General features: G+C 60.9%; 21 protein-coding genes. 11 read left to right on the forward strand and 10 right to left on the reverse strand.

The features are described 5' to 3' along the window. The first annotated feature begins 51 nt into the window (after positions 1-51). From B1781_RS17745 to B1781_RS17760, 4 genes are all read left to right on the forward strand, one after another. Entirely contained in the window at positions 52-672 is a 621-nt protein-coding gene (locus B1781_RS17745) for a CDP-alcohol phosphatidyltransferase family protein (RefSeq protein ID WP_078120937.1), read from the forward strand. Beyond that, on the forward strand, positions 669-1,604 hold the full coding sequence (locus tag B1781_RS17750; protein WP_078120938.1) for a phosphatidate cytidylyltransferase: 936 nt from the start codon (positions 669-671) through the stop codon (positions 1,602-1,604). Before B1781_RS17745 ends, B1781_RS17750 begins: the two co-directional genes overlap by 4 nt. Positions 1,605-1,609: 5 nt before the next feature. Next, the gene (locus tag B1781_RS17755) at positions 1,610-2,251 is read left to right on the forward strand and encodes a lysophospholipid acyltransferase family protein (protein ID WP_078120939.1); all 642 of its coding nucleotides are present in this window, start codon (positions 1,610-1,612) and stop codon (positions 2,249-2,251) included. Between the two features lie 154 nt (positions 2,252-2,405). Further along, positions 2,406-2,942 carry a TerB family tellurite resistance protein gene (locus B1781_RS17760; RefSeq protein ID WP_078120940.1) on the forward strand — a complete coding sequence of 179 codons (537 nt, stop codon included), beginning with the start codon at positions 2,406-2,408 and terminating at the stop codon, positions 2,940-2,942. A gap of 27 nt (positions 2,943-2,969) precedes the next feature. On the opposite strand, the gene B1781_RS17765 is transcribed toward B1781_RS17760, so the two are convergent. Then, positions 2,970-3,890, reverse strand: a complete 921-nt coding sequence (locus tag B1781_RS17765; RefSeq protein WP_125932156.1) for a DUF6279 family lipoprotein — start codon at positions 3,888-3,890, stop codon at positions 2,970-2,972. Positions 3,891-4,075: 185 nt separating this feature from the next. Between B1781_RS17765 and B1781_RS17770 the strand changes: the two genes are divergently transcribed. Further along, positions 4,076-4,552 (forward strand): DsrE family protein, encoded by a 477-nt coding sequence (locus tag B1781_RS17770; protein ID WP_078120942.1) that lies wholly within the window; start codon positions 4,076-4,078, stop codon positions 4,550-4,552. Positions 4,553-4,591: 39 nt separating this feature from the next. On the opposite strand, the gene B1781_RS17775 is transcribed toward B1781_RS17770, so the two are convergent. From B1781_RS17775 to B1781_RS17800, 6 genes are all read right to left on the reverse strand, one after another. After that, entirely contained in the window at positions 4,592-5,953 is a 1,362-nt protein-coding gene (locus B1781_RS17775) for a sensor histidine kinase (RefSeq protein WP_078120943.1), read from the reverse strand. After that, positions 5,943-7,142 (reverse strand): FIST signal transduction protein, encoded by a 1,200-nt coding sequence (locus B1781_RS17780; RefSeq protein ID WP_078120944.1) that lies wholly within the window; start codon positions 7,140-7,142, stop codon positions 5,943-5,945. Before B1781_RS17780 ends, B1781_RS17775 begins: the two co-directional genes overlap by 11 nt. A 128-nt stretch (positions 7,143-7,270) precedes the next feature. After that, positions 7,271-10,351 carry an error-prone DNA polymerase gene (locus tag B1781_RS17785; RefSeq protein WP_125932157.1) on the reverse strand — a complete coding sequence of 1,027 codons (3,081 nt, stop codon included), beginning with the start codon at positions 10,349-10,351 and terminating at the stop codon, positions 7,271-7,273. Positions 10,352-10,354: 3 nt separating this feature from the next. Next, positions 10,355-11,791, reverse strand: a complete 1,437-nt coding sequence (locus B1781_RS17790; RefSeq protein ID WP_078120945.1) for a Y-family DNA polymerase — start codon at positions 11,789-11,791, stop codon at positions 10,355-10,357. Between the two features lie 55 nt (positions 11,792-11,846). Then, positions 11,847-12,488: a translesion DNA synthesis-associated protein ImuA gene (gene imuA, locus B1781_RS17795; RefSeq protein ID WP_078120946.1), complete on the reverse strand. Its 642-nt coding sequence runs from the start codon at positions 12,486-12,488 to the stop codon at positions 11,847-11,849. Positions 12,489-12,779: 291 nt separating this feature from the next. Then, positions 12,780-13,157 (reverse strand): hypothetical protein, encoded by a 378-nt coding sequence (locus B1781_RS17800; RefSeq protein WP_078120947.1) that lies wholly within the window; start codon positions 13,155-13,157, stop codon positions 12,780-12,782. Positions 13,158-13,516: 359 nt separating this feature from the next. Here B1781_RS17800 and B1781_RS17805 point away from each other — a divergent pair, with 359 nt between their 5' ends. Further along, on the forward strand, positions 13,517-14,680 hold the full coding sequence (locus B1781_RS17805; RefSeq protein WP_174575415.1) for a type III PLP-dependent enzyme: 1,164 nt from the start codon (positions 13,517-13,519) through the stop codon (positions 14,678-14,680). Between the two features lie 59 nt (positions 14,681-14,739). Here B1781_RS17805 and B1781_RS17810 read toward each other — a convergent pair whose 3' ends face one another. Next, the gene (locus B1781_RS17810; protein WP_078120949.1) at positions 14,740-15,411 is read right to left on the reverse strand and encodes a class I SAM-dependent methyltransferase; all 672 of its coding nucleotides are present in this window, start codon (positions 15,409-15,411) and stop codon (positions 14,740-14,742) included. A gap of 47 nt (positions 15,412-15,458) precedes the next feature. Next, the gene (locus tag B1781_RS17815) at positions 15,459-16,271 is read right to left on the reverse strand and encodes an alpha/beta hydrolase (protein ID WP_125932158.1); all 813 of its coding nucleotides are present in this window, start codon (positions 16,269-16,271) and stop codon (positions 15,459-15,461) included. 196 nt (positions 16,272-16,467) lie between these two features. Here B1781_RS17815 and B1781_RS17820 point away from each other — a divergent pair, with 196 nt between their 5' ends. The 3 genes from B1781_RS17820 to B1781_RS17830 are packed head-to-tail and all read left to right on the forward strand — an operon-like array spanning position 16,468 to position 20,428. Continuing rightward, positions 16,468-17,547, forward strand: coding sequence for an adenine nucleotide alpha hydrolase family protein (locus B1781_RS17820; protein WP_334223772.1), 1,080 nt, complete (start codon positions 16,468-16,470; stop codon positions 17,545-17,547). Between the two features lie 14 nt (positions 17,548-17,561). Next, positions 17,562-19,322, forward strand: a complete 1,761-nt coding sequence (locus tag B1781_RS17825) for an AMP-dependent synthetase/ligase (protein ID WP_078120951.1) — start codon at positions 17,562-17,564, stop codon at positions 19,320-19,322. Continuing rightward, the gene (locus B1781_RS17830; protein WP_164513447.1) at positions 19,319-20,428 is read left to right on the forward strand and encodes an SDR family oxidoreductase; all 1,110 of its coding nucleotides are present in this window, start codon (positions 19,319-19,321) and stop codon (positions 20,426-20,428) included. Before B1781_RS17825 ends, B1781_RS17830 begins: the two co-directional genes overlap by 4 nt. A gap of 42 nt (positions 20,429-20,470) precedes the next feature. Here B1781_RS17830 and B1781_RS17835 read toward each other — a convergent pair whose 3' ends face one another. Beyond that, positions 20,471-21,091, reverse strand: coding sequence for a dioxygenase family protein (locus B1781_RS17835; RefSeq protein WP_078120952.1), 621 nt, complete (start codon positions 21,089-21,091; stop codon positions 20,471-20,473). Positions 21,092-21,291: 200 nt separating this feature from the next. Between B1781_RS17835 and B1781_RS17840 the strand changes: the two genes are divergently transcribed. Then, on the forward strand, positions 21,292-21,678 hold the full coding sequence (locus B1781_RS17840; protein ID WP_125932159.1) for a hypothetical protein: 387 nt from the start codon (positions 21,292-21,294) through the stop codon (positions 21,676-21,678). 121 nt (positions 21,679-21,799) lie between these two features. Further along, positions 21,800-23,245, forward strand: coding sequence for a magnesium transporter (gene mgtE / locus B1781_RS17845; protein WP_078120954.1), 1,446 nt, complete (start codon positions 21,800-21,802; stop codon positions 23,243-23,245). The last annotated feature ends 27 nt before the right edge of the window (positions 23,246-23,272 follow it).

Consider the following 23,272-nt stretch of genomic DNA (forward strand, 5'->3'; position numbering starts at 1 on the left):
AAATCGCGTCAGCTAACGCCTTCCATTTGATGCCTGCCGTAGGGATACGCCATGCCGAGTATTTATGACCTGAAACCTCGCTTTCAGGCACTGTTGCGCCCACTGAATCAATCGCTCGTAAATAACGGCATCACCGCCAACATGGTGACGCTCGCGGCGATGGTGCTGTCGATCATGCTTGGCGTAGCTATCGCTGCATTTCCGGCGACGCAATGGTTGCTGTTGCTGATGCCGCTGTGGTTGTTCGTACGTATGGCGTTAAACGCCATCGACGGCATGCTGGCGCGCGAACACCAGATGCAGAGCCGGCTCGGGGCGGTGCTGAACGAAATCGGCGACGTGGTATCCGACAGCGCGCTGTACCTACCGCTCGCCCTGGTGCCCGGCGTCGACGCGCTGCCTGTCGTGCTGATCGCCGTCATTGCCATCATGGTCGAGATGGTTGGCGTGGTCGCCATCCAGATCGGCGCAAGCCGCCGTTACGACGGTCCGTTCGGCAAGAGCGACCGCGCGTTCGCGTTCGGCTTTCTGTGCCTGTTGCTGGGCCTCGGTGTGACGCCCGGCGCCTGGAGCACCGGCTTGCTGTGGCTCATGGTGGCGCTGTCGGTGATGACGCTGCTCAACCGCGCTCGACAGGCGCTGCGCGAGAGTGACGGAGCGCAAGAGGCATGAACGATTTCGAGATCGGGCCGGTCGGCATCGCCTTGGGCGGCATCTTCGCCCTGCTGGCGTTCGCCAGCGCACTGACCTGGCTGCTGCAACTGCGCTCGGACAAGGACTACAGCGAACTTGCCGCGCGTATCAAATCCTGGTGGATCATGGTCGGCATCTTCACGCTGGCTATCGCGTTCAACCCGGCGTTCTCGATCGTGCTGCTGGGATTCGTCTCGTTCCTCGCGTTCAAGGAATTCCTGTCGATGATGTCGACGCGACGGGCCGATCGTCGCGTGATCTTCTGGGGTTTTCTGGCGATTCCGCTCCAGTTCTATTGGGTGTGGATCGGCTGGTACGGCATGTTCATCATCTTTATCCCAGTGTACCTGTTTCTGTTGATCCCGGCGCGCATGGTGCTGGCCGGGCAGACCGAGGGCTTTCTCAAGGCAGCCGGCACGCTGCACTGGGCGTTGATGACGACCGTGTTCAGCATCAGTCACGCCGCCTATCTGCTCGCCCTGCCGGAAGAACGCAACCCGGTCGCCGGCGGGGCGGGCCTGATGCTGTTCCTGATCTTCCTGACCCAGTTCAACGATGTCGCGCAGTACACCTGGGGCAAACTGTTCGGCAAGCACAAAGTTGTGCCCAAGGTGAGTCCGAAGAAGACTGTCGAAGGACTCGCCGGCGGTGTGCTGACGACAACGCTGCTGGCCTGGCTGATCGGCCCTTATCTCACACCGTTACACGGCTGGACTGCCGCCGCCACCGGCCTACTCATTGGGCTGGCCGGATTTATCGGCGACGTGGTGATCTCAGCGGTCAAACGCGATATCGGCGTCAAGGACAGCGGCAGCCTGATACCGGGGCATGGCGGCATCATGGACCGCATCGACAGCCTGACCTTTACCGCGCCGTTGTTCTTCCACCTGGTCTACTACCTGCACTACTGAACGACATGGCACATCCGCTGCGGTTCCTGTTCTTCGCGCTGATCGTTCGACCGTTGGTGCTGATCGTGTTGGGCCTGCATGTTCGACGGCGCGAGCTGATGCCGAATGCGGGGCCGGCAGTTGTCGTTGCAAACCACAACAGCCACCTCGATACGCTGGTGCTGATGTCGTTGTTTCCGCTGCGGCTACTGCCGAAGATCCGTCCGGTAGCGGCCATGGATTACTTCATGACCAAGCCGTTCACGCGCTGGTTCGCCCTCAACATCATCGGCATCATCCCACTACAACGACAGGTCAAGGCAGGTCACAAAGATCCGCTGTCCGACATGGTCGATGCGCTGGACCGCGGCGAAATACTGATCCTGTTTCCGGAAGGCAGCCGCGGCGAGCCTGAGCGCCTGGGGAAATTCAAGACCGGCGTCGCGCATCTGGCCAAGCGCCGTCCTGATGTACCCATCGTGCCGGTCTACCTGCACGGTCTGGGCATGGCACTACCCAAGGGTGAAGCCATCCTGGTGCCGTTCTTTTGCGATGTGTTCATCGGCCGGCATCTGCAATGGAGCGGTGACCGCAACGGGTTCATGGAAACCCTTGGCGTCACCATGCAGGAACTGGTCGCCGAGGGTAACTTTCGGCAGTGGGAATGACGAAAGCCGCCACCTTCGTCGCTTGGCAAAGTAAAGGAACGAGTTTCACCAAACGCCTCAGGAATGTAGGCAAGCCGCCGCTAGGCCGGGCATAATCGGCAAAAATGCTAGCCGCCGACTAGCCATAGCAACATAACAATCCAGGGACCGGGACATGCATATTCTGCTTGGTATCTTAGGGACAACTGTCACCATTCTCATTCTGCTCAACCGCCTCGCCGAAGCCGGCTTCGATCTGGGCGGCCTGAATCCGTTTCTGTGGCACCGTCGCCGCAAGTGGAAGAAGCAATACAACGGTAACCCGGTGTTCAAGATCGCCAGCCCGATGGATGCGACCGCCATCCTGATGGTGGCCGCCGCCAAGGCCGATGGCGACATCTCGAAAGAAGACAAGAGCCTGCTGCTCGACAAGTTCGAGAACGATTTCAGCCTGTCGAAAAAGGACGCCGCGGGCCTTTTGATCTCAAGCGCTCACCTGCTCGGTGACGGCACCGAGGTTCGCAGCAATGTACGCAAGTTTCTGGCGCCCAGCGTCGACAAGTTCACCCCGGAACAGATCGACTCGGCCATGGCCTTGATCAGCGCAGCGGCCGGCAAAGAAGAAGATCGCCATCCGAACGCCGTAGAACTGCTGGCCGACGTACGCAAAAGCCTTCAGGTTTCGAGCAATCAGCCCGCAGCCACTTGGTGAGCTTTCAAGCCCGGCAATGGCCAGGCATCACGGGCAGTTCTTTGAACCGAGGTCGGCCAGCATCACGGTCGGTTGGCTTTGATCGACAAACCGTGCGAGGTCGTTGCGCACCTCACGCAGATTGCCGATCAGGGTCGTTCGCTGATCGTCGTCCATGCTGTTGAACAGATCGGCGGTCAGACTGCTCCACTGCCGGCGAAACTCGTCGCTGCTGCGTAGCAGCTTGGGCGACTGATCCGCACGCTCAACCCACCAGGCATGCAGGTGGTCACGTAGCCTTTCCTCGGATGCACCTTGCTTCAACAGGCGCACAAGCGTCTGCTGCTGTTGCTGCCGGTACGCGAACCAGTCCTGCGCAATATCCGGCATCTGTTTGACGGCATCGTCCACCATGCCGACCTGCGATGCGGTCAGATCGCCACTCCAGCGCTCCAACCGTTCAACATACCGTTCGACCCTGTCTGCGTGACGTTCCTCAGGATCTTCCTGTAGATAGTCGTCACGGTAGTCTTCATCGCGGTCGCGCAACTCGTCTTCGAGGTGAGCGACCTGATCGGCGGACAGTTCGCCGACGACCTGCATGCCGAGCGGCACGGCAAGCGCCGCGTGACGTCGATAGAGCTGGTCGGCGCTGTCCATCAGGCACTGAATGTCGCTGGCGGTCGCATGCCCGGCGACCTGGACCTCGGCGGAATTCAGCCACTCGACGACCGGCGAAAGCAGCTGGCGACGGTGATCCGACATCACCCCGGCAAACGGTTCGCGCCACGCCTCGCGCTGTTCGTCGCTGGCGTCGACCAGCTCGCCGGTCCACCGCAGTATCAGCCAATCGGCGTTCTCGTACAGCATTTCGGTGCGGCTACAGGCGACCAATGCGGTGGCGAGCGCCATCAGCACGACCGCACGGACGATGCCGCTCACCTGGCGAATGTCGAATAACCTTTTCACAGAGACTGGTATTCCTACTGGCTTCCCGCTCTAGACTGCGAACACGCGACGAAGTTTCGTCCCGAACCGCGTCCGTTGCTCCCCGAGTGGAATAGAACCACGAATCCGCTGTCTAATGAATAACCACCACAACAACAAGGGGCGCGCAGGTCGCAGCCCCTGGTAACCGCAGACAGAGGACAGCAATGCCATCAGTCAACACAGCGCGACGCCGCGTGATTCAATGGATGAGCGCCGCGGGCGGCTTGTTTGCGCTCAAGCAAGCACAGGCGCACCACACCGACACACACTTCGAAGACAAATCCGAGCATCAGATCGTCTATCAGTGCAACAAGGCCGACAACGATTACCTGTCGCACATCATGTTCTCGGTGGGCGAGTTGATTCGTAAACACGGCGACAATGTGCAGATTATCGTCGCCTGCTTCGGGCCCGGGATTCATCTGCTCGGCGATCCGCCGGAACGCCCGGTCGACGAAGAAGCGCGTGAGCGCGCATCGTCGCTGGCAGCCTATGGCGTCGCGTTTCATGCCTGCAAAAATACGATGGACACCCTCGGCTGGACCGAAGAGAACCTAGTCGAATATGCCAAGGTCGTACCGATCGGGGTCGAAGACATCATGCTGCTACAGGAGCAGGGGTTCAGCTACTTCAGTTGGTGAAGTTGCCGGGAAAGTTGGCGGAACGCGCGGCCCCGCCGATCAAGCGATGTGGCGCGCCAGCCCCGCCCCTACGGGGAGGCTGACACGAAAACTGGCGCCGCCGCCGGAGGCGTTCTCGACCCAGATCCTGCCATGATGCGCGCGCACGATCTCGCGGCAGATCGCCAGCCCAAGGCCGCTGCCGCCGACTTTGGCCGCACCGTTTGCGGTCTGCACGAAGTCGTCGAAGATGCGTTCCTTATCCGCATCGGCAATACCTTCTCCCTGGTCGTCAACGCATAACAACAACTGCGACTGATTGCCGGTCAAGGTGATATGCATCGTTGAGCCGGACGGCGAGAACTTCAGTGCATTGCTGATCAGGTTGCGCACAACCTGCTTGATGCGATCGGCATCGACCACACCCACCACCGGATCCACCGCCGCGAACAGCTTTACGCTTCGCGCATGCGCCATGGACTCGAATTCGCCGATCACCGCATTCACCAGGCCGCTCATCTCGGCCGGCTGAAACGAAAACTCGAGTTTGCCCGACTCCATCTTGGAAAGATCGAGCAGTTCGTCGACCAGGTTCAGCAGTGTCGTTCCTGCGCTCTGGATGCGGTTGAAATAACGCAGCATCTTTTGCTGGTCGGTAGAGTGATCCGGACTCAGCGCCATGTCGGAGAAGGCGATGATCGCGTGCAACGGCGTGCGTAGCTCGTGCGCCATGCTCGCCACCAGCTGACTTTTGGATTCGTTGGCCTCGACCGCGAGCTGCATGGCATGGGCCAACTCGGCGGTGCGTTCGTCGACCATTTCCTTGAGCTGTTCGCGGTCGATCAACAACGCCTGTTCGCGCTGCTGCGACTCGTGAATCTCGATATGCACCAGCGCCTGTTCGATCAACAGCAGCATGCGTCGCATGATCTGCGTGTGGCTGCGCGAGAAATGCCCGCGCTCCGGGCTCGTCGCGATCAGCAGCCCCGACCGTCCACCGTAGGTCAGCGGCCCATGCAGCGCCGAGGTGACGATCTTGTGAACCCCTTCCGGCTGAACCTGCCATTCTGAGATCTGCGAGACATCGAAGCTGGCCACGGTCTCGCCGCTCACAACCCGATCAAACAGGTTTCCGTGGTACCAGCGACTGTTTTCAAACAGCGCATTGCTGGCAAACGGCACGTCGATCACGCCGTCTTCAGCGATCCGCAGGACAAAGACGTCGCGACAACCCATCGATTCACGCATCAGTGTCGAGAGCTCATCGAACATCGCCTTGGGCGTTTCGGCGAAACTGAGGCTGTGTAATCCCTGTAGCAACATCTCGTTGGTCTGGCGCAGACGAGCCTCGCGATCACGCAGGCGTTCGAGATCGATCAGCGCCTCGCGCAACAGCTCAGCGCTGTCGCTGCTACCACTCATGCTGCACCTTGCCGAACAACACGACTGAGATCATCAGATTGCCGTGGTAGTTTCGCCCCTCGCTGATGCAGCCCTGTTCGCCGAAGGTGAAGGCACCGAGAAACGGCGCGCTACCCAAGGCCGCCGATATTTCCGCAGGCACACGATGCATCTGGTCCTGTACCGTCAACATGCAACCAGCGCAATAGATCACCAACGCACCGGCGATGTCATCGGTCTGCATATCGACCGAGCGCGCCGCCGACACGGCAACGCGTCCGGCGCGGGTCAACAATGACTCGCGGTCGCCGGTCATCAAGACGATCTCGTCACCTTCGGCGACGTCGGTGAACAGACGCAGCCCACCGCTTTCGGTCACGGCCTCGGGATGTGACAAGCGGAAATAATCTACACCTTCATTGGCGCCTATCGGTCTGCCCAGCGGAAACAGCGAGGTACCGGACAATACGCTGCAGGGTTCACGCGTATGCCCCTGCAGCGCGCCGGCCGTCCAGGCTTCATAGACATCGGCAGCCGGCTGGCCATCGATTTCGCGAATGGTCCGGTTTTCGGCGCGCGTCACCCGGCCTTTGTGCTCCGTGGGTTGATAACCGCTGTGGAACGACCAGGCTACCGAGGTGCTGGGAAATAACACGGCCACGGATACGGCATCGGTAAAACTGTGCCAGTCGCAGAACTGGTGCCACTTGCCCGACACGTCGTTGTCAGCGGTACTGCCTCCGGCCACCGGCACATTCGGTCCGACGACGTCGGCGATGCCGGCGAGTATCGCTTCCTCTCTGCCGGGTGCGGCCGATAGCCAGATCAGTGTCGGCATTTCACCGGCACGACCAGCCACCTCGAGCGCGCGCTCGGTCGCCGCCTTTGCCGCCGCACGTGCATCGTCACCGCTGGGCTCTGCCGCAGCACCATAGGCGCCGTTCGGATCGAAAACAGCGAACATGCCGACCCCTGATCCAGCGCGCGAATGAAATCCCTGTGCGCTCATCACGCCCTGGCAGGAGGTGCCGCCGAGCATCGGCGTATCGGGATATCTGTTCTGCAGCAGCGGCAGGATCTGTTCAGCGGAATAACCTACCGATGCATATGCAATCAGTAGATCGGGGGATGCGCCTTCAATAGCGTCCGTCAGTTCCGTAACGGCCGTCTGCTCATCCGCTGCAGTGCTATAACTGGTAGCGATTCGCATATCACGGTTGTCCTTAGAATCCGTATCTTGTTGATCGCGGCTTGAGGGGCGTTTTCTTTAGCGCCGCAGCCCATGTGCCGTTTCGTTCTGCTGATATAAATCAAGTTAGCAGGCGTTGCGTGCACCGTTCAGTGAAAATCGCGTGACACCACCGGCAATCCGCCAAGCAGATCGCTGTGATTCTCAAGGTGTCGACACATCAGGTGCTGCACACCGTCGGCGCGTTGTATTTCGGCAACCACGCCAAGCAGTTGCGAACCCAGCAGCACCTTGCGTTGACGCTCGGCCAGATCGGCCCAAATCAGCAAATTCATGCCGCCGCATTCATCTTCGAGCGTGACGAAAATCGCCCGGCCATTACCCGGACGCTGGCGGATCAGCACCAGGCCGGCGGCGCGCACGATCTCGCCCGGGGCACGCTGTGCAACCTCGGCCGACGACAACAGGCCGCGTGCGCGCAGATGCGGGCGAATCAATGCCAAGGGATGCTCTCGCAGTGTCAGCCCCATCTGTGCGTAGTCGGCCAGCACCGCCTGCCCGGCATTCGGTTTGCGCAGTCGCGGTTTGGTTTCGCGAAAACGCTCCAACCCGTCGAGTGCCTGCGCATTTTCGATGCCGGCCACCTCCCAGGCCGCCAGGTGACGATGCCCCGTCAGTCCTTGCAAGGCATCCGCTGCGGCCAGTGCTTTCAGGTCGGCACGGTTCAGGCCGGCGCGCCGGGTCAGGTCCTGAATGTCGACAAACGCCTGTTCACGCCGTACCGCCTCGATACGCTCGGCACCTGCCTGCGACAGCCCGCGCACCAGGCACAATCCCAGGCGCAACGCCGGCCCATAACCATCATCCGGCCTTTCCAGGCTGCAATCCCGATCGCTGCGCATGACATCGACCGGCAACACCTCGACGCCATGCTCGCGCGCATCGCGCACCAGTTGTGCCGGCGCATAAAAACCCATCGGCTGGCTGTTGATCAGCGAGGCACAGAAGGCCGCCGGGTGATAACACTTCAGCCAAGCCGAGACATACACCAGCAAGGCAAAGCTGGCGGCGTGCGATTCGGGAAAACCGTAATCACCGAAACCGAGTATCTGGCGATAGACCCGTTCGGCAAACTCACGTCGATAACCGCGTGCCTGCATGCCGCTCATCAACTTTTTCTGATACGGCTCGAGACCACCGCGCCGCTTCCATGCCGCCATCGCGCGCCGCAGCTGGTCGGCCTCGCCCGGCGTGAATCCGGCCGCGACCATCGCCAGCTTGATCACCTGCTCCTGAAAGATCGGCACACCGAGCGTGCGTTCGAGCACCGAGCGCACCTCCTCCGACGGATAGTCGACCGCCTCGAGTTTCTGCCGCCGCCGCAGATAGGGATGCACCATGTCGCCCTGGATCGGACCCGGGCGCACGATCGCGACCTCGATCACCAGATCGTAATAGTTCTTCGGCTTCAAACGCGGCAGCATCGACATCTGCGCACGCGACTCGATCTGGAACACGCCGATCGTGTCGGCCTGTTGAATCATCGCGTATACCTTCGGGTCTTCGGCCGGCACGCTGTCCAGGCACAAGAGCTCGCCGACACTACCTCGATACCGATTGATCAGATCGAACGCACGCCGGATTGCCGACAACATACCAAGCGCCAGCACATCCACCTTCAACAGACCGAGCGCCTCGAGATCGTCCTTCTCCCATTGGATGACGGTGCGCTCGGCCATCGAGGCATTCTCAATCGGTACCAATTCATCGAGCCGGCCGGCAGCGATCACGAAACCACCGACATGCTGCGACAGATGACGCGGAAAACCACGCAGGGTATTCACCAGCACGAGCAGGCGCTGCAACACCGGGTTGGCCGGATCGAAACCGGCCTCGGCCAGATGCTCCGGCTTGATCTCAGCATGCCGACGCCACGCAGCAACACTCGCGATCAAGGCCTCGACCTGTTCGGTGCCCAGGCCCAAGGCCTTGCCGACATCACGCACCGCACTGCGTGTGCGATAGGTGATCACGGTCGCGGCCAGCGCGGCGCGATCACGACCGTATTTGTTGTAGATGTACTGGATCACCTCTTCGCGACGCTGGTGTTCGAAGTCGACATCGATATCCGGCGGCTCGTTGCGCTCACGCGAGATGAAGCGCTCGAACAATAGGTTCATGCGCGCCGGATCGACCTCGGTGACACCCAGGCAGTAACACACCGCCGAGTTGGCTGCCGAACCGCGCCCCTGACACAGAATCTGCTGCTCGCGCGCATAGCGCACGATGTCCCATACCGTCAGAAAGTACGGTTCGTATTCCAGCTCGGCGATCAATGCCAGTTCGTATTCGATCTGTTTACGCACCGCTGATGAACAGCCGTCCGGCCAGCGTCGTTGCACGCCCTCTTCGGTCAGTTGGCGCAGATAGGCGCGTGGTGTGATACCTGTCGGCGTGACGTCATCCGGGTATTGATAACGCACCTCGTCGAGTGAGAAGCGACAACGCTCGACGACACGCAATGTCTCTTGCAACAGGGCGGCTGGGTATAAATCAGCGAGATCATCGATCGAGCGCAGGTGGCGTTCACCGTTCGACAAGCGTGCATAACCCAACGCCGCCACCGGCGTGTTCAAACGAATGGCCGTGATCACATCGTGCAAGGCGCGCCGACCGCGTACATGCATACGCACACCGCCACTGGCCAGGCGCGGTAATTGATAGCGTGCCGCGATGTCGGCACTGCGTTGCAGGCGACTATCGTCCTGCCCATCGCGCAACAACTCGACGGCCAGCCAAGCACGCCCCTCGAAGTTTTTAGCAAACCAGGCAAAAGCCTCATCCGTCAGTGCGTGCTCGAACGGCAACAGGGCGAGACAATCCGACAGGCCTTGTTCGAGATCGGCACGCTGCAACACATAGCTGCCTTTACCGGCATGCCGCCGCCCATGTGTAATCAGCCGGCATAGCTGCGCATAACCGGCTCGGTTGGTCGCCAGCAACACCATCGTCGGCCCGTCACTTAAACGGATCTCGGTGCCGATGATCAGCTGCAGGCCGAGCTGCTTGGCCTGCTGGTGCGCACGCACCACACCCGATACCGAGCACTCATCGGTAATCGCCAAGGCGCGATAGCCCAGCGCATGCGCACGCTCGACCAGTTCCTCAGGCTGCGAGGCAGCCTGCAGAAAGCTGTAATTGCTCAGGCAGTGCAGTTCGGCGTAATGCATGGTTCAGATGAACAGGCCGTGCAGATACCAACCGCCACCGCGCCGATCACGAAACACCCACAGGCGCTCACCGGCCCGGCTGTGCGCAATGAAATAATCGCGTGTGATGTCGTAGCCATCCCACCAGCCGGTCTCGATACGCTCGGGCAATTGTTCCAGGCGCAGTTCACCGCCGTATTGCGGCACGCCCTGCCGCTCACGCAACGGGCGCGGTTGCGGCAACAGCCAGGGCGGATGCGATGCCCGCGCAACGGCCGAATGATCGGATACATCGGGCAGTTCGCCCGGCTCGCACAGACACCAGGCGCGCTCGGGCCGATGATCGGCCAGGCAACGCAGCCCACGCACACGCTGTTCACCCAGACGATTGCGCAGACGTTCGAGCAAGGCATGGTCGACATCGGCCTGACCGTCGAACAGCGTCAGGCTGCGTTCTTCGAAGGCCTGCCAATCACTGACCGCCAAGCGGATCTCGATGACCGGTGCCGGCAGTTGCAGACGCTCGATGCGTTCGCGGAACAGTTCGAGCATATGGTCGGGATCGCGGCTCGGATCGAGCATACCCAGACCGAAATGGGTCGCCGGCAGGTCGCGGTGCGTCAGGTGCCATTGCAGACGCTGCGCACCCCCACCATGACCGCGCAGAAAACCGCACAGCGACACCATCAAACGCCGCGCCGGAAACACCAGGGCGGTGGTATGTGTGATCTCGCCGAGCAGTTCGATCGTCTGCGCAAAGTGCTGCGGTGGCTGCCAGGCCTCGCGCGGGTCCGGCATTCTGCCGAGCAGGCGGTCCAACAGCATCGACAGGGCTGGCGTGGTACGCCGCGTCAGCTCCGGGCGCGGCAGATCGAGGGCATCGCCGATGCTGCCCAGGCCGATATGCCGGATCAGGTCGCGCACCTGTTGGTCACGGGTCAGACAGGCCAGCGGCAGATCGTGCACGGCAGCGTCTATTTGCTGCCGATCCAACACCTCGGTCACAGGACGGTTACGCGCCAGCAAAGCGGCCGCGGTCGGCGTCGGCGCCACGGCATACTGCGCCGTGTAACCCATTTGCCCCAGCTCACGCAGCAGTGGCGCCATCAAGGCAGACAGACCACCGAACAGGCGCAGGCTGGCACCGACCTCGAGCAACAACAACGACGGCTCGAAACTGATACGCGCACTGAATTGATAAGCCCACAAGGCCAACTCGTGCAGCGCCTGTTGTTCACGCGCGCGTTCACGCGCTTGTACCGACAGCCCGGCACACAAAGCCAGCGCCGCCGGCAGCATCAGGCCCGGACGAATGCCATAGGCCTGCGCGGCAGCGTTACAGCGACTGACCTGCTCGCGCCCGCCCTGTTGTTCGACGACCACCAGTGCACCGGCCTGCTGGCGACCGCGCACGAACACCTCGAGCGGCAGTTGCGGAAAATAGAGCGCCAGCCACAACACGTCGGCACCTCATGCCAGACCGTTGCGGGACGGGGCGACGAGACCATCACGCCGCTCAGCGCAACACATCGCCGCCTCCCACATACGCGCGCAACGGCACCACGCAACGCGCATTGCCCCAGGCACCGCGTCGCTTGAGCACCTCGACCTCCAGGCCGAGCGGTGCCGGCCGTACCCGCAGACGCAACGCCGCCGGCGAGCCCTGTGAGGCCGCACGCGGCGAACGAAACAGAATGCCCGGGCAATCGCCCTGCTCGGCAGCCAGTTGCAGGCGACGCAGCTGGGCCGTCTGCAACTGGCCCGGCCACAACAGCACCGCACCACAGGCCCCGGACTTGAGTGCCTGCTCGCCGGCCCACAGACTCTGCTCGGCCGACACATCCTCGACCAGCAACAACTGTTCGACGCGGATGCCGCGTGCCGCCAGTGCCGGTGCATACGGCACATACGGCGGCGCAATCCACACCAGCCAACGTGCCGCGACCCGCCGGTCGGCCAGCAGGGGCAACAGCAACGGCAACCCCTGGTGCCCGTCGCTCAGGATCTCGATCAGCGCAGCACGCGGCCAACCGCCACCGAGCAGCTCATCGAGCACCGCCCAGCCGCTCGGCAGCACATGATCGGCAGCCAGCGTGTTGCGCCGCCCCTGCCACAGGCGCCCGTCGCGTTTCAGTTCATCGAGATTCACAACCTGCATCGCAGCGCACACCCTGCCCTGCCCGACTAACCCCGGGCATCACCACTCATACGGAAGATGGAGAACAAATATAGAACAAAGACAACGCCTAGACGAGCGCTGGGAACAGAGAAAAAGCTGGACAGAATACCGACAAGCGGCTGCTAATCAGCCACAAGCATTTGATACAGAAAGTATTATCGACCAGTCTGGCAAGCTGCGTTTGCCGACAGCACGCGAACCTCAACGCCCGCCGCTGGATCAGGAAAAGGGCGTGCCTACCGACAGATGCCGCTGCCGCACGACACCGAATCAATCATAGAAACTCTGACCCTTACACCCTTCGCAGACGTAAAAGCCCGGTTCGCCGCCGGCCAGCATGACGAACCCTCGTTTCGAACGATCGATTTTCCAGGTGCCTTCCGAACCATCTTTCGCCACCAGGCTCCCGGTGACATAGCAGTTCGATGCTTTCAGATCATGCAGATACTCGCTGGGTGAGGCGCGCCTGGCATTGTCGAAGAACTGCGAGACCTCACCTTCAGTCAGCTGAAAATCCTTGCAGCTTTCCTCCGATTCATCCGCCGCTGCATTCTCTTCCTTGACGGTATCCCCGGAATAACCGCCCATGACGTCGATCTGGATCGACCGCACATCGAACGGCAGACCCTTTTCCGTTTCTTCCGCCAACGCAGCCAGCGAACAAAGACAACCGAACGTTAAAGGCAGAAGCGCAATTTGAAGCCTTCTCATATTCTCCCCCACAGCACGATCACGCCCAAAAAGGCGATTTGAGCCCCATCACATCGCCCGACCCGACACCTGCTTTCCCCGGTACTGCGCAGTAGGTCATAGGAAAAACGGTCCCCCGCTTACCGGATTCTATCCGCCATCCTCGGAAGCATTGCAACAAAAGACCAGCGGCGCCTTCGGAAAATGTGCGCCAGCGCGTCGCGCAGCCGCAAAAAATTTTCGCGTATCCTATGCAGTTGGTCATTCCCGGCCTAATATCCGGGGCAATTTCCATCCCGCAGAGAAACCACAGACCAGTGATCCCCGTCATCTCCGATTACTACACTTCAGCCACCTTCGACCGCCTGAAGGCCTTCGCCGACACCAAGGAAACACCCTTTTTGGTCGTCGACACCCAGACCATCAGCCAGCAGTACGAAGAACTGGTCGGCGCCTTCCCCTATGCCGACGTCTACTACGCGGTCAAGGCCAACCCCGCACCCGAAGTGCTGACACTGCTGCGCGACAAGGGCTCGAACTTCGATATCGCATCGATCTACGAACTCGACAAGGTCCTGTCGCTCGGCGTTGCGCCGGAACGCATCAGCTACGGCAACACGATCAAGAAGAGCCGCGACATCCGCTACTTCTACGATCGCGGCGTGCGCATGTTCGCCACCGATGCCGAAAGCGATCTGCGCCACATCGCCAAGGCAGCGCCCGGGTCACGCGTCTACGTCCGCATACTTACCGAAGGCACTCAGACCGCCGATTGGCCGCTGTCGCGCAAGTTCGGCTGTCAGACCGACATGGCAATGGATCTGCTGATCATGGCGCGCGATCTCGGCCTCGAGCCATACGGCGTGTCGTTCCATGTCGGCTCGCAGCAACGCGACATCGGCGCCTGGGATGCCGCGATCGGCAAGGTGCGCCTGATCTTCGAACGCCTGCGCGATGAAGACGGCATCGAACTCAAAATGATCAACATGGGCGGCGGCTTTCCAGCCAACTACATCACCAAGACCAACGACCTGGCGACTTATGCCGAAGAAATCACACGCTACCTGCAGGAAGATTTCGGCGACGACATGCCCCGCATCATCCTCGAGCCGGGCCGATCGCTGATCTCGAACGCCGGCATCCTGGTCAGCGAGGTTGTGCTGATCTCGCGTAAATCGCGCACCGGCCTCAACCGCTGGGTATTTACCGACGTCGGCAAGTTCTCGGGGCTGATCGAAACACTCGACGAGGCCATCAAATTTCCGGTCTGGACCGAGAAGAAGGGCGAACTCGAAGAAGTCGTGCTGGCCGGGCCGACATGTGACAGCGCCGATATCATGTACGAAAATTACAAGTATCCGCTGCCACTGAATCTGTCCGTTGAAGACCGTTTGTACTGGTTCTCGACCGGCGCCTACACCAGTAGCTATTCGGCGATCGAGTTCAACGGCTTCCCACCGTTGAAAACCTACTTCATCTGACCGTCACATCCGTCGACCGGCGGGCCTTCACAGAGGCCCGCCCTTTCCCGGCAGCCCTGCTAGCGCTTACGAAACCGCAAAAAATACTGCGTCTGCATAAAGTCGAGGCGTTCAACCAGCTCGAAACCTGCCGACTCGATCTCGGCCGTCACCGTCGCCTCACCGGCACGCACGTGCTGCAGCACCCAGGGGTTGCTGATACCCGGCACACGCTTGAAATCGATCACCACCATTTCCCCGCCGGGCACCAAGGCACTATGGATGCTCGCCAGTGTGGATTGCGGATACTCGAAATGGTGATAGGTGTCGCTGGTGAATACCAGGTCGACCGCGTTCGCCGGCAGTCGCACGCTGTGCGCATCGTTGACCACGCCGGCAACATTCTGCAGGCCATGATCCTTGGCGCGCTGCACGCTGGCATCGACGAAGTTCTTGGCGATATCGACGGCATATACCTTGCCGGTCGGGCCGACGGCCTGCGCCATCATCAAGGTAAAAAAGCCGGTACCGGCCCCCACGTCGGCGATCTTCTGTCCAGGCTTAAGGCGCAGCTGGCGAATGATGTCGTCTCGCCGATCCCACACCTCGCGGCCGTCACGTTCGAACACGCCGCGCCATTGCGTGACATTCGGGTTCTGATAATTGCGGTTGATATCGGGATTGACGTTTTGCTCGGCACTCGCCGACAACGCCAGAAACATCACCCATCCGATCGTGACAAGAAGACGCATGGTGGACCGTTCTCCCAAGCCGGGCCGACCCACCCCGTTCGCTTCAATCAGGGGGAGTCGCGATGCCGTTGCAGAAAGCCAAGAATATCAGCCACGACCGGCGATGTATCCCTCGACGGGATGGCGAACGCCGCCAGCAGGTCGGTATGGTCAAGGTCATCGTACAGGTGCGCCTCGACATCGCCCCCCGCTTGCACAAGCGTCTGCTGCATTGTCACGATATTGCGCTCGTAGACCTGTTCGTCGGCACGTCCCCACAACAGCAACAGCGGCGGTTCGTTGCCCTCGATGAAGCGGCTCGGCTGCGAATCGGCATACGGCAAGCCGGCGAACACCTTCGGCAGATAGGGGCGGTCGAAATCGAAATCGTACGGCGCGGCCAGGCCCACGAAACCCGCAAGTCGTGCATGCCGGTCATCGCCGAGCAAACGCTCATCAACGGTCAACATCGCCGCGATATGACCGCCCGCCGAATGGCCCATCAAGAATAATGGGGCACTGTTCGCACCGAATGACCCGGCATTGTCCTGGACCCAGGCGACGGCCGCCACGGCGTCATCCCTGATCTGCGCAAAACGCGCAATCGGATACTGTCGGTAGTCCGGAACGACGACCACATAGCCGCGCGAGGCGAGCGTTTGTGCGACAAAGCGATAGTACTCGCGCGGATAGCTCGTGCAGGCGCCCCAACATCCACCGTAGAAGAAAACAACCACACCGGCGACATCGCCACCCGGTTCATACACATCGAGCAGATTGGCGTCGTGCGGGCCGTATTGCAGTCCAGACGTGCGTTGATAACCATCCCAACGCGCCAGCCCATTCGCGACGAAAAGCGCCGGACTCGAGCAGCCCGTCATCAACAGCACCAACAAACACACCGCTGAGCATCGCCTCACGCCAATCGCCCTCAATTCAAACGCAGTACCTTAAGAACAGTTTACGCACACCGGTCGATCTTGGATCACCCGGCTCGACGTCGCTCAACAACGAACCCTGGCCTTCACATCACCACAGTGTGGTCTAGACTCCCCGAGCAGCAGATGGAGAAGCGAGTTGGCGATTCGAAAATGTAAGCGATGCCTGATCACGGACAAGGTACCCGGAGTAAGGATCGACAACCAAGGCATCTGCAACCTGTGCACCGCGCACGATACGCAAGACAACGCCGCCTCTGACCAGCAACGATTGGATTTCGAGGCCAATCTTGAACAAACCCTCACCACAACTCGCGGCGCGGGTGAATACGACTGCATCGTGCCGCTCAGTGGCGGCAAAGACAGTGTCTATCTACTGTACAAGCTGAAAACCGACTACCCACATCTCCGCCTGCTCGCCTTCACGACGGACATCAACATCCCGCCGATCGCATGGGACAACATACGTCGCGTCATCGCCAAACTAGCTATCGATCATGTCGTCTATCGACCGCCGGAGACTTTCTATCGCAAGCTGTTCCGCTACATCCTGACGCACCAGGAAGAACGCGGCGCCGTGTATTCCGTATCGTATGTCTACGCACCGTTGTTCGAAGGCGATGCCATCAAGCTGGCCATCGAGAAACAGGTGCCGCTGGTGCTGGCCGGCTACTCGCCGGGACAACCGGAACCCGAGCGTATGCTTTACGAGTTTTCACGCACGCTGATCGAACAGGTGTCGTGGTTACCACCCGAACTCGCACGCAGCGATCAATTCTCGAACGACGAACTGCACCGCTTCTTCGATCCGCAATGCTATGCGCAAGAAACGCGCTTTCCACGCTACCTTGCACCGTTTCATGCCTGGCGTTACGACCAAGAGGCCATCATGAAACAGGTGGTACAACTCGGCCTGGTGCGCAGCAGTCGACATGCCAGCCCGATATTCAGCAACTATCCCATCAACTGGTTGCTGATGTACTCCGATCTCAAGCATTTCGGCTACAACCCCTACCTGCCCGAATTCGCCACCTTGATTCGCGAAGGCAAAGCTAACCGAAAGCAATGGCAGGTCCTTGGCCCGATCGTCGACTTCATGATCAAACACAAGGTTCTGCTGGCCGCCGAGGTCAGGCGCAGCCTTCGTTGGCTGGGCCTGAGCGAAGACCAACTGTCGATCAACAAGCCACATGGTGCATACGACCCACCGGCACTTTGAGCAGGACGATAGACATGCAAATGGATGGCGCCCGACTGGTCGACGAGTTGATCGGCAGGCCCGCGCGTACGACGCCCGACAAACAGATCGTATTCCATCGAGACACGGTTCGCGGAGAATGGCATGCCATCAATTGCCTGAAGCTGCATTCGCTGGTCGAGGAAATGCAAACCTATCTGCAGTCGAGCGGTATCCACAGCGGCGCCATCGTCGGCATCGTATTGCCATCGAGCGTGACATGGGAGGTCGTGCGTTTTGCCTGTCTGCAGATCGGCGCCACCGTTGTCGGGCTCGACCATCACGATCTGGGAGACACCTTCACCCATGTCGTTGCCATCAGTCAGGCGCAATACCTGATAACCGACGAGGCAGCTCACCAGCAACTCAATCTCGCAGACTACGCGAGCGTGACGGCCGCCGTCGTCATCGACACGGATCAGCCAACCCTGCCCATCGAAGCTCGCGCCAGACTGATAAGTTCAACGCAGCCGGCTGGCGAAGACGCTCGAAATCGTGACCGTGAAAGCGACCAGCACGCCGATGTTGCAGCAATCGTGTTCACCTCGGGCACCGGTAGCAAACCGAAAGGCATCGGTTACTCGGCAACACAGATCATCCTTGCCGTATCCGCCATACTGGACGCATTCCCCGAACTCGACAGTACGCGGCGCACCGCCTGCTGGCTGCCCTTGTCGAACCTTTTTCAACAGATCGTGAACCTGTGTGCGCTCAAGGCCGGTGCACCGATCTATTTCGTCGAAGACCCGCGCAAGATCATGCAACTGTTGCCGCAGATCCGACCGATCGTGCTGGTCGGCGTGCCGCGTTTCTTCGAAAAGGCGTTTGAATCAATCAGCGCACGCTTTGCAAAACTGCCTGCCCCCTTGGCGGGCGTGATCGACTTTCTGCTGCGACATGCCGGCTCACGGACCGCAGCAGGGCGCTTTTGGGCAATGCTCGCGAAGCCTTTCTTCTCCCCGGTCAGAAACGCCTTCGGCGGACAGATCGCATTCTTCATCAGCGGCTCCGCCCCGATGCAGCCACGACTACTGCAACGCTTCGACGCCCTCGGCCTGCCGATCTTCGAGGCCTACGGTCTGAGCGAAAACATCGTGCCGGTGGCCGTAAACCGACCGGCTGCCTACCGTTTCGGCAGCGTCGGCAAACCGCTCGGTCAGAACGAACTCAAGATCGCCAGTGACGGCGAGCTATGGTGTCGGGGCCACGGGGTATGCCGGCAATATCTGAAGAGCGAGCAGCAGCCGTCGCTCGACCCAGACGGATTCCTGGCCACGGGCGACTATGCCAAACTCGATGCCGATGGCTATCTATGGCTTACCGGTCGCAAATCCGAGGGTTTCAAAACCAGTACCGGACGTTTGATCGCGCCGACCGAGATAGAGGCCTGCCTGGCGGGCATACCAGCGATCGACCAAGCGGTTGCCTTCGGCGCGAGCCGCAAATTCATCACACTGCTGGTCACCCTTCGCCCCCCGTATCCCGACACGACAGGGATGCTGTCTATCGTCGGGGAGGTTCGCCGCGCCACACGCACACTGGCCGACTACAAGCGACCAGCCGGCGTTGTCCTGCTTCAACACACCTTCTCACCGAGCGACGGCGAGCTGACCGCCAACCTCAAACTGAAACGCCGTGCGGTCGCGCAGAAATATGCCGATCGCATCGATGCGCTGTATGCCAAGATCGAACACAACCAATTCGATGCCGACACCTTGCTTCCGTGGGGCGACTCGAGCTTTCTGGCAAGACTATGAACGTATTCCTGACCGGGGTTACCGGCAATATCGGCAGCGCCGTTGCACGTCGCCTGCTCAGCATTGAAGGCGGGCATATCTGGCTGTTGATGCGTTCGGCTGGTGACGGCGATCTGCCCGATCGCCTGGCCCGACTGTTCGAGCTGTGGCAACTGACGCCCGCTCAACAACGCGAAGCCGCACTGCGACTGACGCCGCTGCGCGGTGATATGGCACTGCCAAGGTTCGGCCTTGCAGACAGCGACTGGTCGGCCATCGCCGCGCAGTGCGACACCTTGATCCATGCGGCCGGCGTGGTGCGCATGAATCTGCCGCTTGAAGAGGCGCGCCGATTCGCTGTCGGTTCGGCAGACAATCTCATGTCGCTCGCTGACCATATAGCGAAGCATCGCAACGTGCACATCGCCTATGTCAGTACAGTGGGCGTCATCGGACGGTTATCGCAACCGCTTGTCGACGATTGGGTGATACAGGCGCGCGGTTTCCACAACACCTACGAGCAGTCGAAAGCGGAAGCCGAAGACAGGTTGCGGCAATGGTCACGCCGCGACAACGTTACCTTGACGGTTCACCGGCCGAGCATGGTGGTCGGCGCCTCGGACGGCAAGCTGTTGCGACACCAAGTGTTCTATTACCTGTGCGAGTTTCTATCCGGTCGCCATACCAAAGGTATCCAACCCAAGCTGGGCGACATGAGCCTGGATACGATCCCGGTCGACTATGTTGCCGACGCGGTCGCCTGGGCCGTACAACACCAGCGCGATGACAAGATCTTCAATCTGTGTTCCGGAGTTGGACACGAGGTAAAGCTCAGCGATGTACAGCGCTGGGTACGTTCAACGATGGGCGACAGGGGATTACGCCTTCCGCCGGTACATGCACTGCCGCCGTCTTTGTTCACGGCCGCAACAAAGCTGCTGATGCTGCTCGCGCCCAAAGACGCGAAGAAACGTCTGGCAACGCTCCCGGTGCTACTCGACTATCTGCACGCTCCGCAGGTATTCGACGGTAAGAACACGCGTGACTATCTGGGCCGCAAGGCGCGGCTTACGCTGCCCACGCCGGAGACCTATCTGCCGGCCATCATCGAGCGCTACTTCACATAGCAACCCTCAGCACGATCGCTTAACGAACGCGGACAGCGTGCACTACGCGACGCCGAGCACGAGGTCCCAGTCGGCCCGCAGATCCGAACCCGCAGATGCCGATTGCGAGAACTCGGCAGTAACCAGCGGCCGCAGTTCAGTCGGGATGCGGTTGTACAGAAAATCTTCGCCATTGCGCGCTTCGCCCGCGACATAGAGCTGGGTTACAAATGGCCGCTCACCGGGCGGATAGACGGCGACATGGATATGCGGTGTGCGCCCAGGGTAAGGCACCGGTTTGATCGTCAGGAAACGATAGCGGCCCTGCGCGTCACTGATGGTGTGACCGAACCCCTGAAATGCCGGATCGATCGGCGCATCACCGGGATCTCGCGGATGCCGATAGCGGCCATTGGCATCGCATTGCCAGATCTCGATGCGCATGCCGGACATCGGCCGACCGTTGCTGTCGAGCAGGCGCCCGCGCAGGTCTGTGACGAGGCCTTTCGCAACACCGGCCTGGTCTTCGACATGCACCAGGTCGTTATCGTTGTCCAGCGGCAGTTCAGGCGGATAGAAAGGTCCCGCGGTCTGTCGCGGCGTGAGCAGAGATGCTGCAGGCGCGGCGGCCGACAGCAGCAGGCCAGCACCGCCCAGGACAAAAGTTCGTCGGTTCTGATTCACGCAACGCTCCTTTTCGCTCTCTCAAGCTGTTGACCGAACGCGGCATCTTCAGTTCCCGGCAACCGTCGATGCCTGAATTACGCCTACGACCAACCCTACAAAGCACGATGTGTTGTCGATGGCGCCGGATGCCGGCGCCGCTTGCCTTCGTCCGACCAGCGTTCATTATTAAGTATTCGCCGCACAAACGGACCAGTTCGATGATCGACAACCGCAATCCCGCCCCCAACCCCGGTTCACCGTTTCTGCGGATTCTGCCCAACAGCGTGCGTTCACCGGCCGGACTCGAGTGGCGGATCATGAAGAAACTGCCACTGGTGTTGCTTGCCTCCACCTTGATCCCGGCCGGCGCCTACCTGCTGACGGTGCTGGCTGCCGGTGCCGACACCGATCAGAAACAACTGACTACCATCGCCATCCTGGCTATTGCCCTGGTTGTGACCCTGTGGACCGCGATCCTCACGGTCGCCATCGGCTGCGCGGTCGTGTGGATCATGAAGGGGCCTGCGTACGTTGCCGACGGCTACCCCGTCAGTGACCGCGATCATCCGCGGCAAAGCCCGGCCCTCGACAACGATCGTCGATGACGAGCACGGTGTCATAAAACCGTAACACCAACCGCCTTCAATCGTCCGAACCCGCGCACCCAAGCGGCGGGCGAACGTCCGCCTTGCCCCAACGACAACGACCGCTCAGTCGGCAGCCCAGATGCAACACCCCTTACCTTCTGCAATAAAGCCCATCGAGGCCCTCAAACACGTCCGCGGCATTCTTACCTCACAGGCGGTCGAACGCGATCTTGCCGGGCGCAGCGCCGGCCCGCGCCACGACCTGCAGAATGAACTTTTGTTGCGCCAGCAACGCGGCACCCTGTGGCGTGAGATCAACCAACTACACCCTGCCGACATCGCCTACGTGCTCGAAAATCTGCCGCTGGATGAGCGCAGCGCCGTATGGAAGCAGGTAGCACCGCACCACAACGGCGCCGTGCTGCTCGAGGTCAGCGATGCGGTGCGCGCCCATCTACTCGACCAGATGGACAGCAAGACCGTACTCGACGCGACCCGTCACATGGATACCGACGAGATCGCCGACCTGGTACCGAACCTGCCGGATGACGTCGTACCCAGCCTGTTGGAAGGCCTCGCACCGGGCGAGCGCGAGCGTCTCAGTTCGGCGATGTCGTTTCCCGAAGGTACCGTCGGCAGCCTGATGGAGTTCGATGTCGCCGCGGTGCGCGCCGATGTATCGGTCGACGTCGTGCTGCGCTGGCTCAGGCGACGCGGCAGTCTGCCGGTCGGCACCGACATGTTGCCGGTGGTCGATCGGGCCGGCGTGCTGCAGGGTGTTCTGCATTTCAACAGTCTGCTGACCTGCCCCGGCGACGCATTGGTCAGCGATATCATGCGCGGTGATCCCGTGGCCTTTCACAGCAATGACAGCGCCGCCGATGCCGCGCACGCGTTCGAGCGTTACGATCTGATCGCTGCCCCGGTGATCAACATCCATGGCACGCTGGTCGGCCTGCTCAAGGTCGAGGCGGTAGTCGATCATCTGCAGGCCACCAGCCAGCGGGGCCTGCTGTCGCAGGCCGGTCTGCGCGATGATGAAGATCTATTCGCCCCGGTGTGGCGTTCGGCACGCAACCGCGGCTTTTGGCTGGCGCTGAATCTGTTGACCGCGTTCATCGCCTCGCGGGTAATCGGCCAGTTCGAACACACCATCGAACAGATCGTTGCCCTGGCCACGCTGATGCCGATCGTTGCCGCAGTCGGCGGCAACACCGGCAACCAGACGCTCGCGCTGGTGATTCGCGGCTTTGCGCTCGGCCAGATCAGCGATACCGCCTTCCGTCGCTTGCTGCTCAAAGAATCGGCGGTCGGGCTGGTGAATGGCCTGATCTGGGGCGGCACCATGGCGGCCATCACCTTGTTGCTCTACGCCGACGTTGGGTTGGCATTGATCATGTTCGCCGCGATGGTGCTCACCCTGACGTTCGCCGCGCTCGCCGGCGCGTTCACCCCGTCGCTGTTGCGCCGCCTCGGGCAAGACCCCGCCTACGGAAGTGCGATCCTGGTCACAGGCATCACCGACAGTCTGGGATTCTTTATCTTTCTCGGCCTTGCGGCCGCGTTCCTGGGTGTCGACGCGTAATACACTCGAGCGGCCAATGCCGCCCGT

Source organism: Thiosocius teredinicola (assembly GCF_002009425.1).
Taxonomy (GTDB): domain Bacteria; phylum Pseudomonadota; class Gammaproteobacteria; order Chromatiales; family Chromatiaceae; genus Thiosocius; species Thiosocius teredinicola.

What these genes read in the sequence shown, in the direction of transcription:
- B1781_RS17785 (WP_125932157.1), bottom strand. Translation starts at nt 10,351, where the DNA reads ATGCATTACGCCGAACTGCACTGCCTGAGCAATTACAGCTTTCTGCAG.
- B1781_RS17760 (WP_078120940.1), top strand. Translation starts at nt 2,406, where the DNA reads ATGCATATTCTGCTTGGTATCTTAGGGACAACTGTCACCATTCTCATT.
- B1781_RS17780 (WP_078120944.1), bottom strand. Translation starts at nt 7,142, where the DNA reads ATGCGAATCGCTACCAGTTATAGCACTGCAGCGGATGAGCAGACGGCC.
- B1781_RS17815 (WP_125932158.1), bottom strand. Translation starts at nt 16,271, where the DNA reads ATGACGGGCTGCTCGAGTCCGGCGCTTTTCGTCGCGAATGGGCTGGCG.
- B1781_RS17755 (WP_078120939.1), top strand. Translation starts at nt 1,610, where the DNA reads ATGGCACATCCGCTGCGGTTCCTGTTCTTCGCGCTGATCGTTCGACCG.
- B1781_RS17770 (WP_078120942.1), top strand. Translation starts at nt 4,076, where the DNA reads ATGCCATCAGTCAACACAGCGCGACGCCGCGTGATTCAATGGATGAGC.
- B1781_RS17750 (WP_078120938.1), top strand. Translation starts at nt 669, where the DNA reads ATGAACGATTTCGAGATCGGGCCGGTCGGCATCGCCTTGGGCGGCATC.
- B1781_RS17810 (WP_078120949.1), bottom strand. Translation starts at nt 15,411, where the DNA reads ATGCGTCTTCTTGTCACGATCGGATGGGTGATGTTTCTGGCGTTGTCG.
- B1781_RS17830 (WP_164513447.1), top strand. Translation starts at nt 19,319, where the DNA reads ATGAACGTATTCCTGACCGGGGTTACCGGCAATATCGGCAGCGCCGTT.
- B1781_RS17825 (WP_078120951.1), top strand. Translation starts at nt 17,562, where the DNA reads ATGCAAATGGATGGCGCCCGACTGGTCGACGAGTTGATCGGCAGGCCC.
- imuA (WP_078120946.1), bottom strand. Translation starts at nt 12,488, where the DNA reads ATGCAGGTTGTGAATCTCGATGAACTGAAACGCGACGGGCGCCTGTGG.
- B1781_RS17775 (WP_078120943.1), bottom strand. Translation starts at nt 5,953, where the DNA reads ATGAGTGGTAGCAGCGACAGCGCTGAGCTGTTGCGCGAGGCGCTGATC.
- B1781_RS17745 (WP_078120937.1), top strand. Translation starts at nt 52, where the DNA reads ATGCCGAGTATTTATGACCTGAAACCTCGCTTTCAGGCACTGTTGCGC.
- B1781_RS17840 (WP_125932159.1), top strand. Translation starts at nt 21,292, where the DNA reads ATGATCGACAACCGCAATCCCGCCCCCAACCCCGGTTCACCGTTTCTG.
- mgtE (WP_078120954.1), top strand. Translation starts at nt 21,800, where the DNA reads ATGCAACACCCCTTACCTTCTGCAATAAAGCCCATCGAGGCCCTCAAA.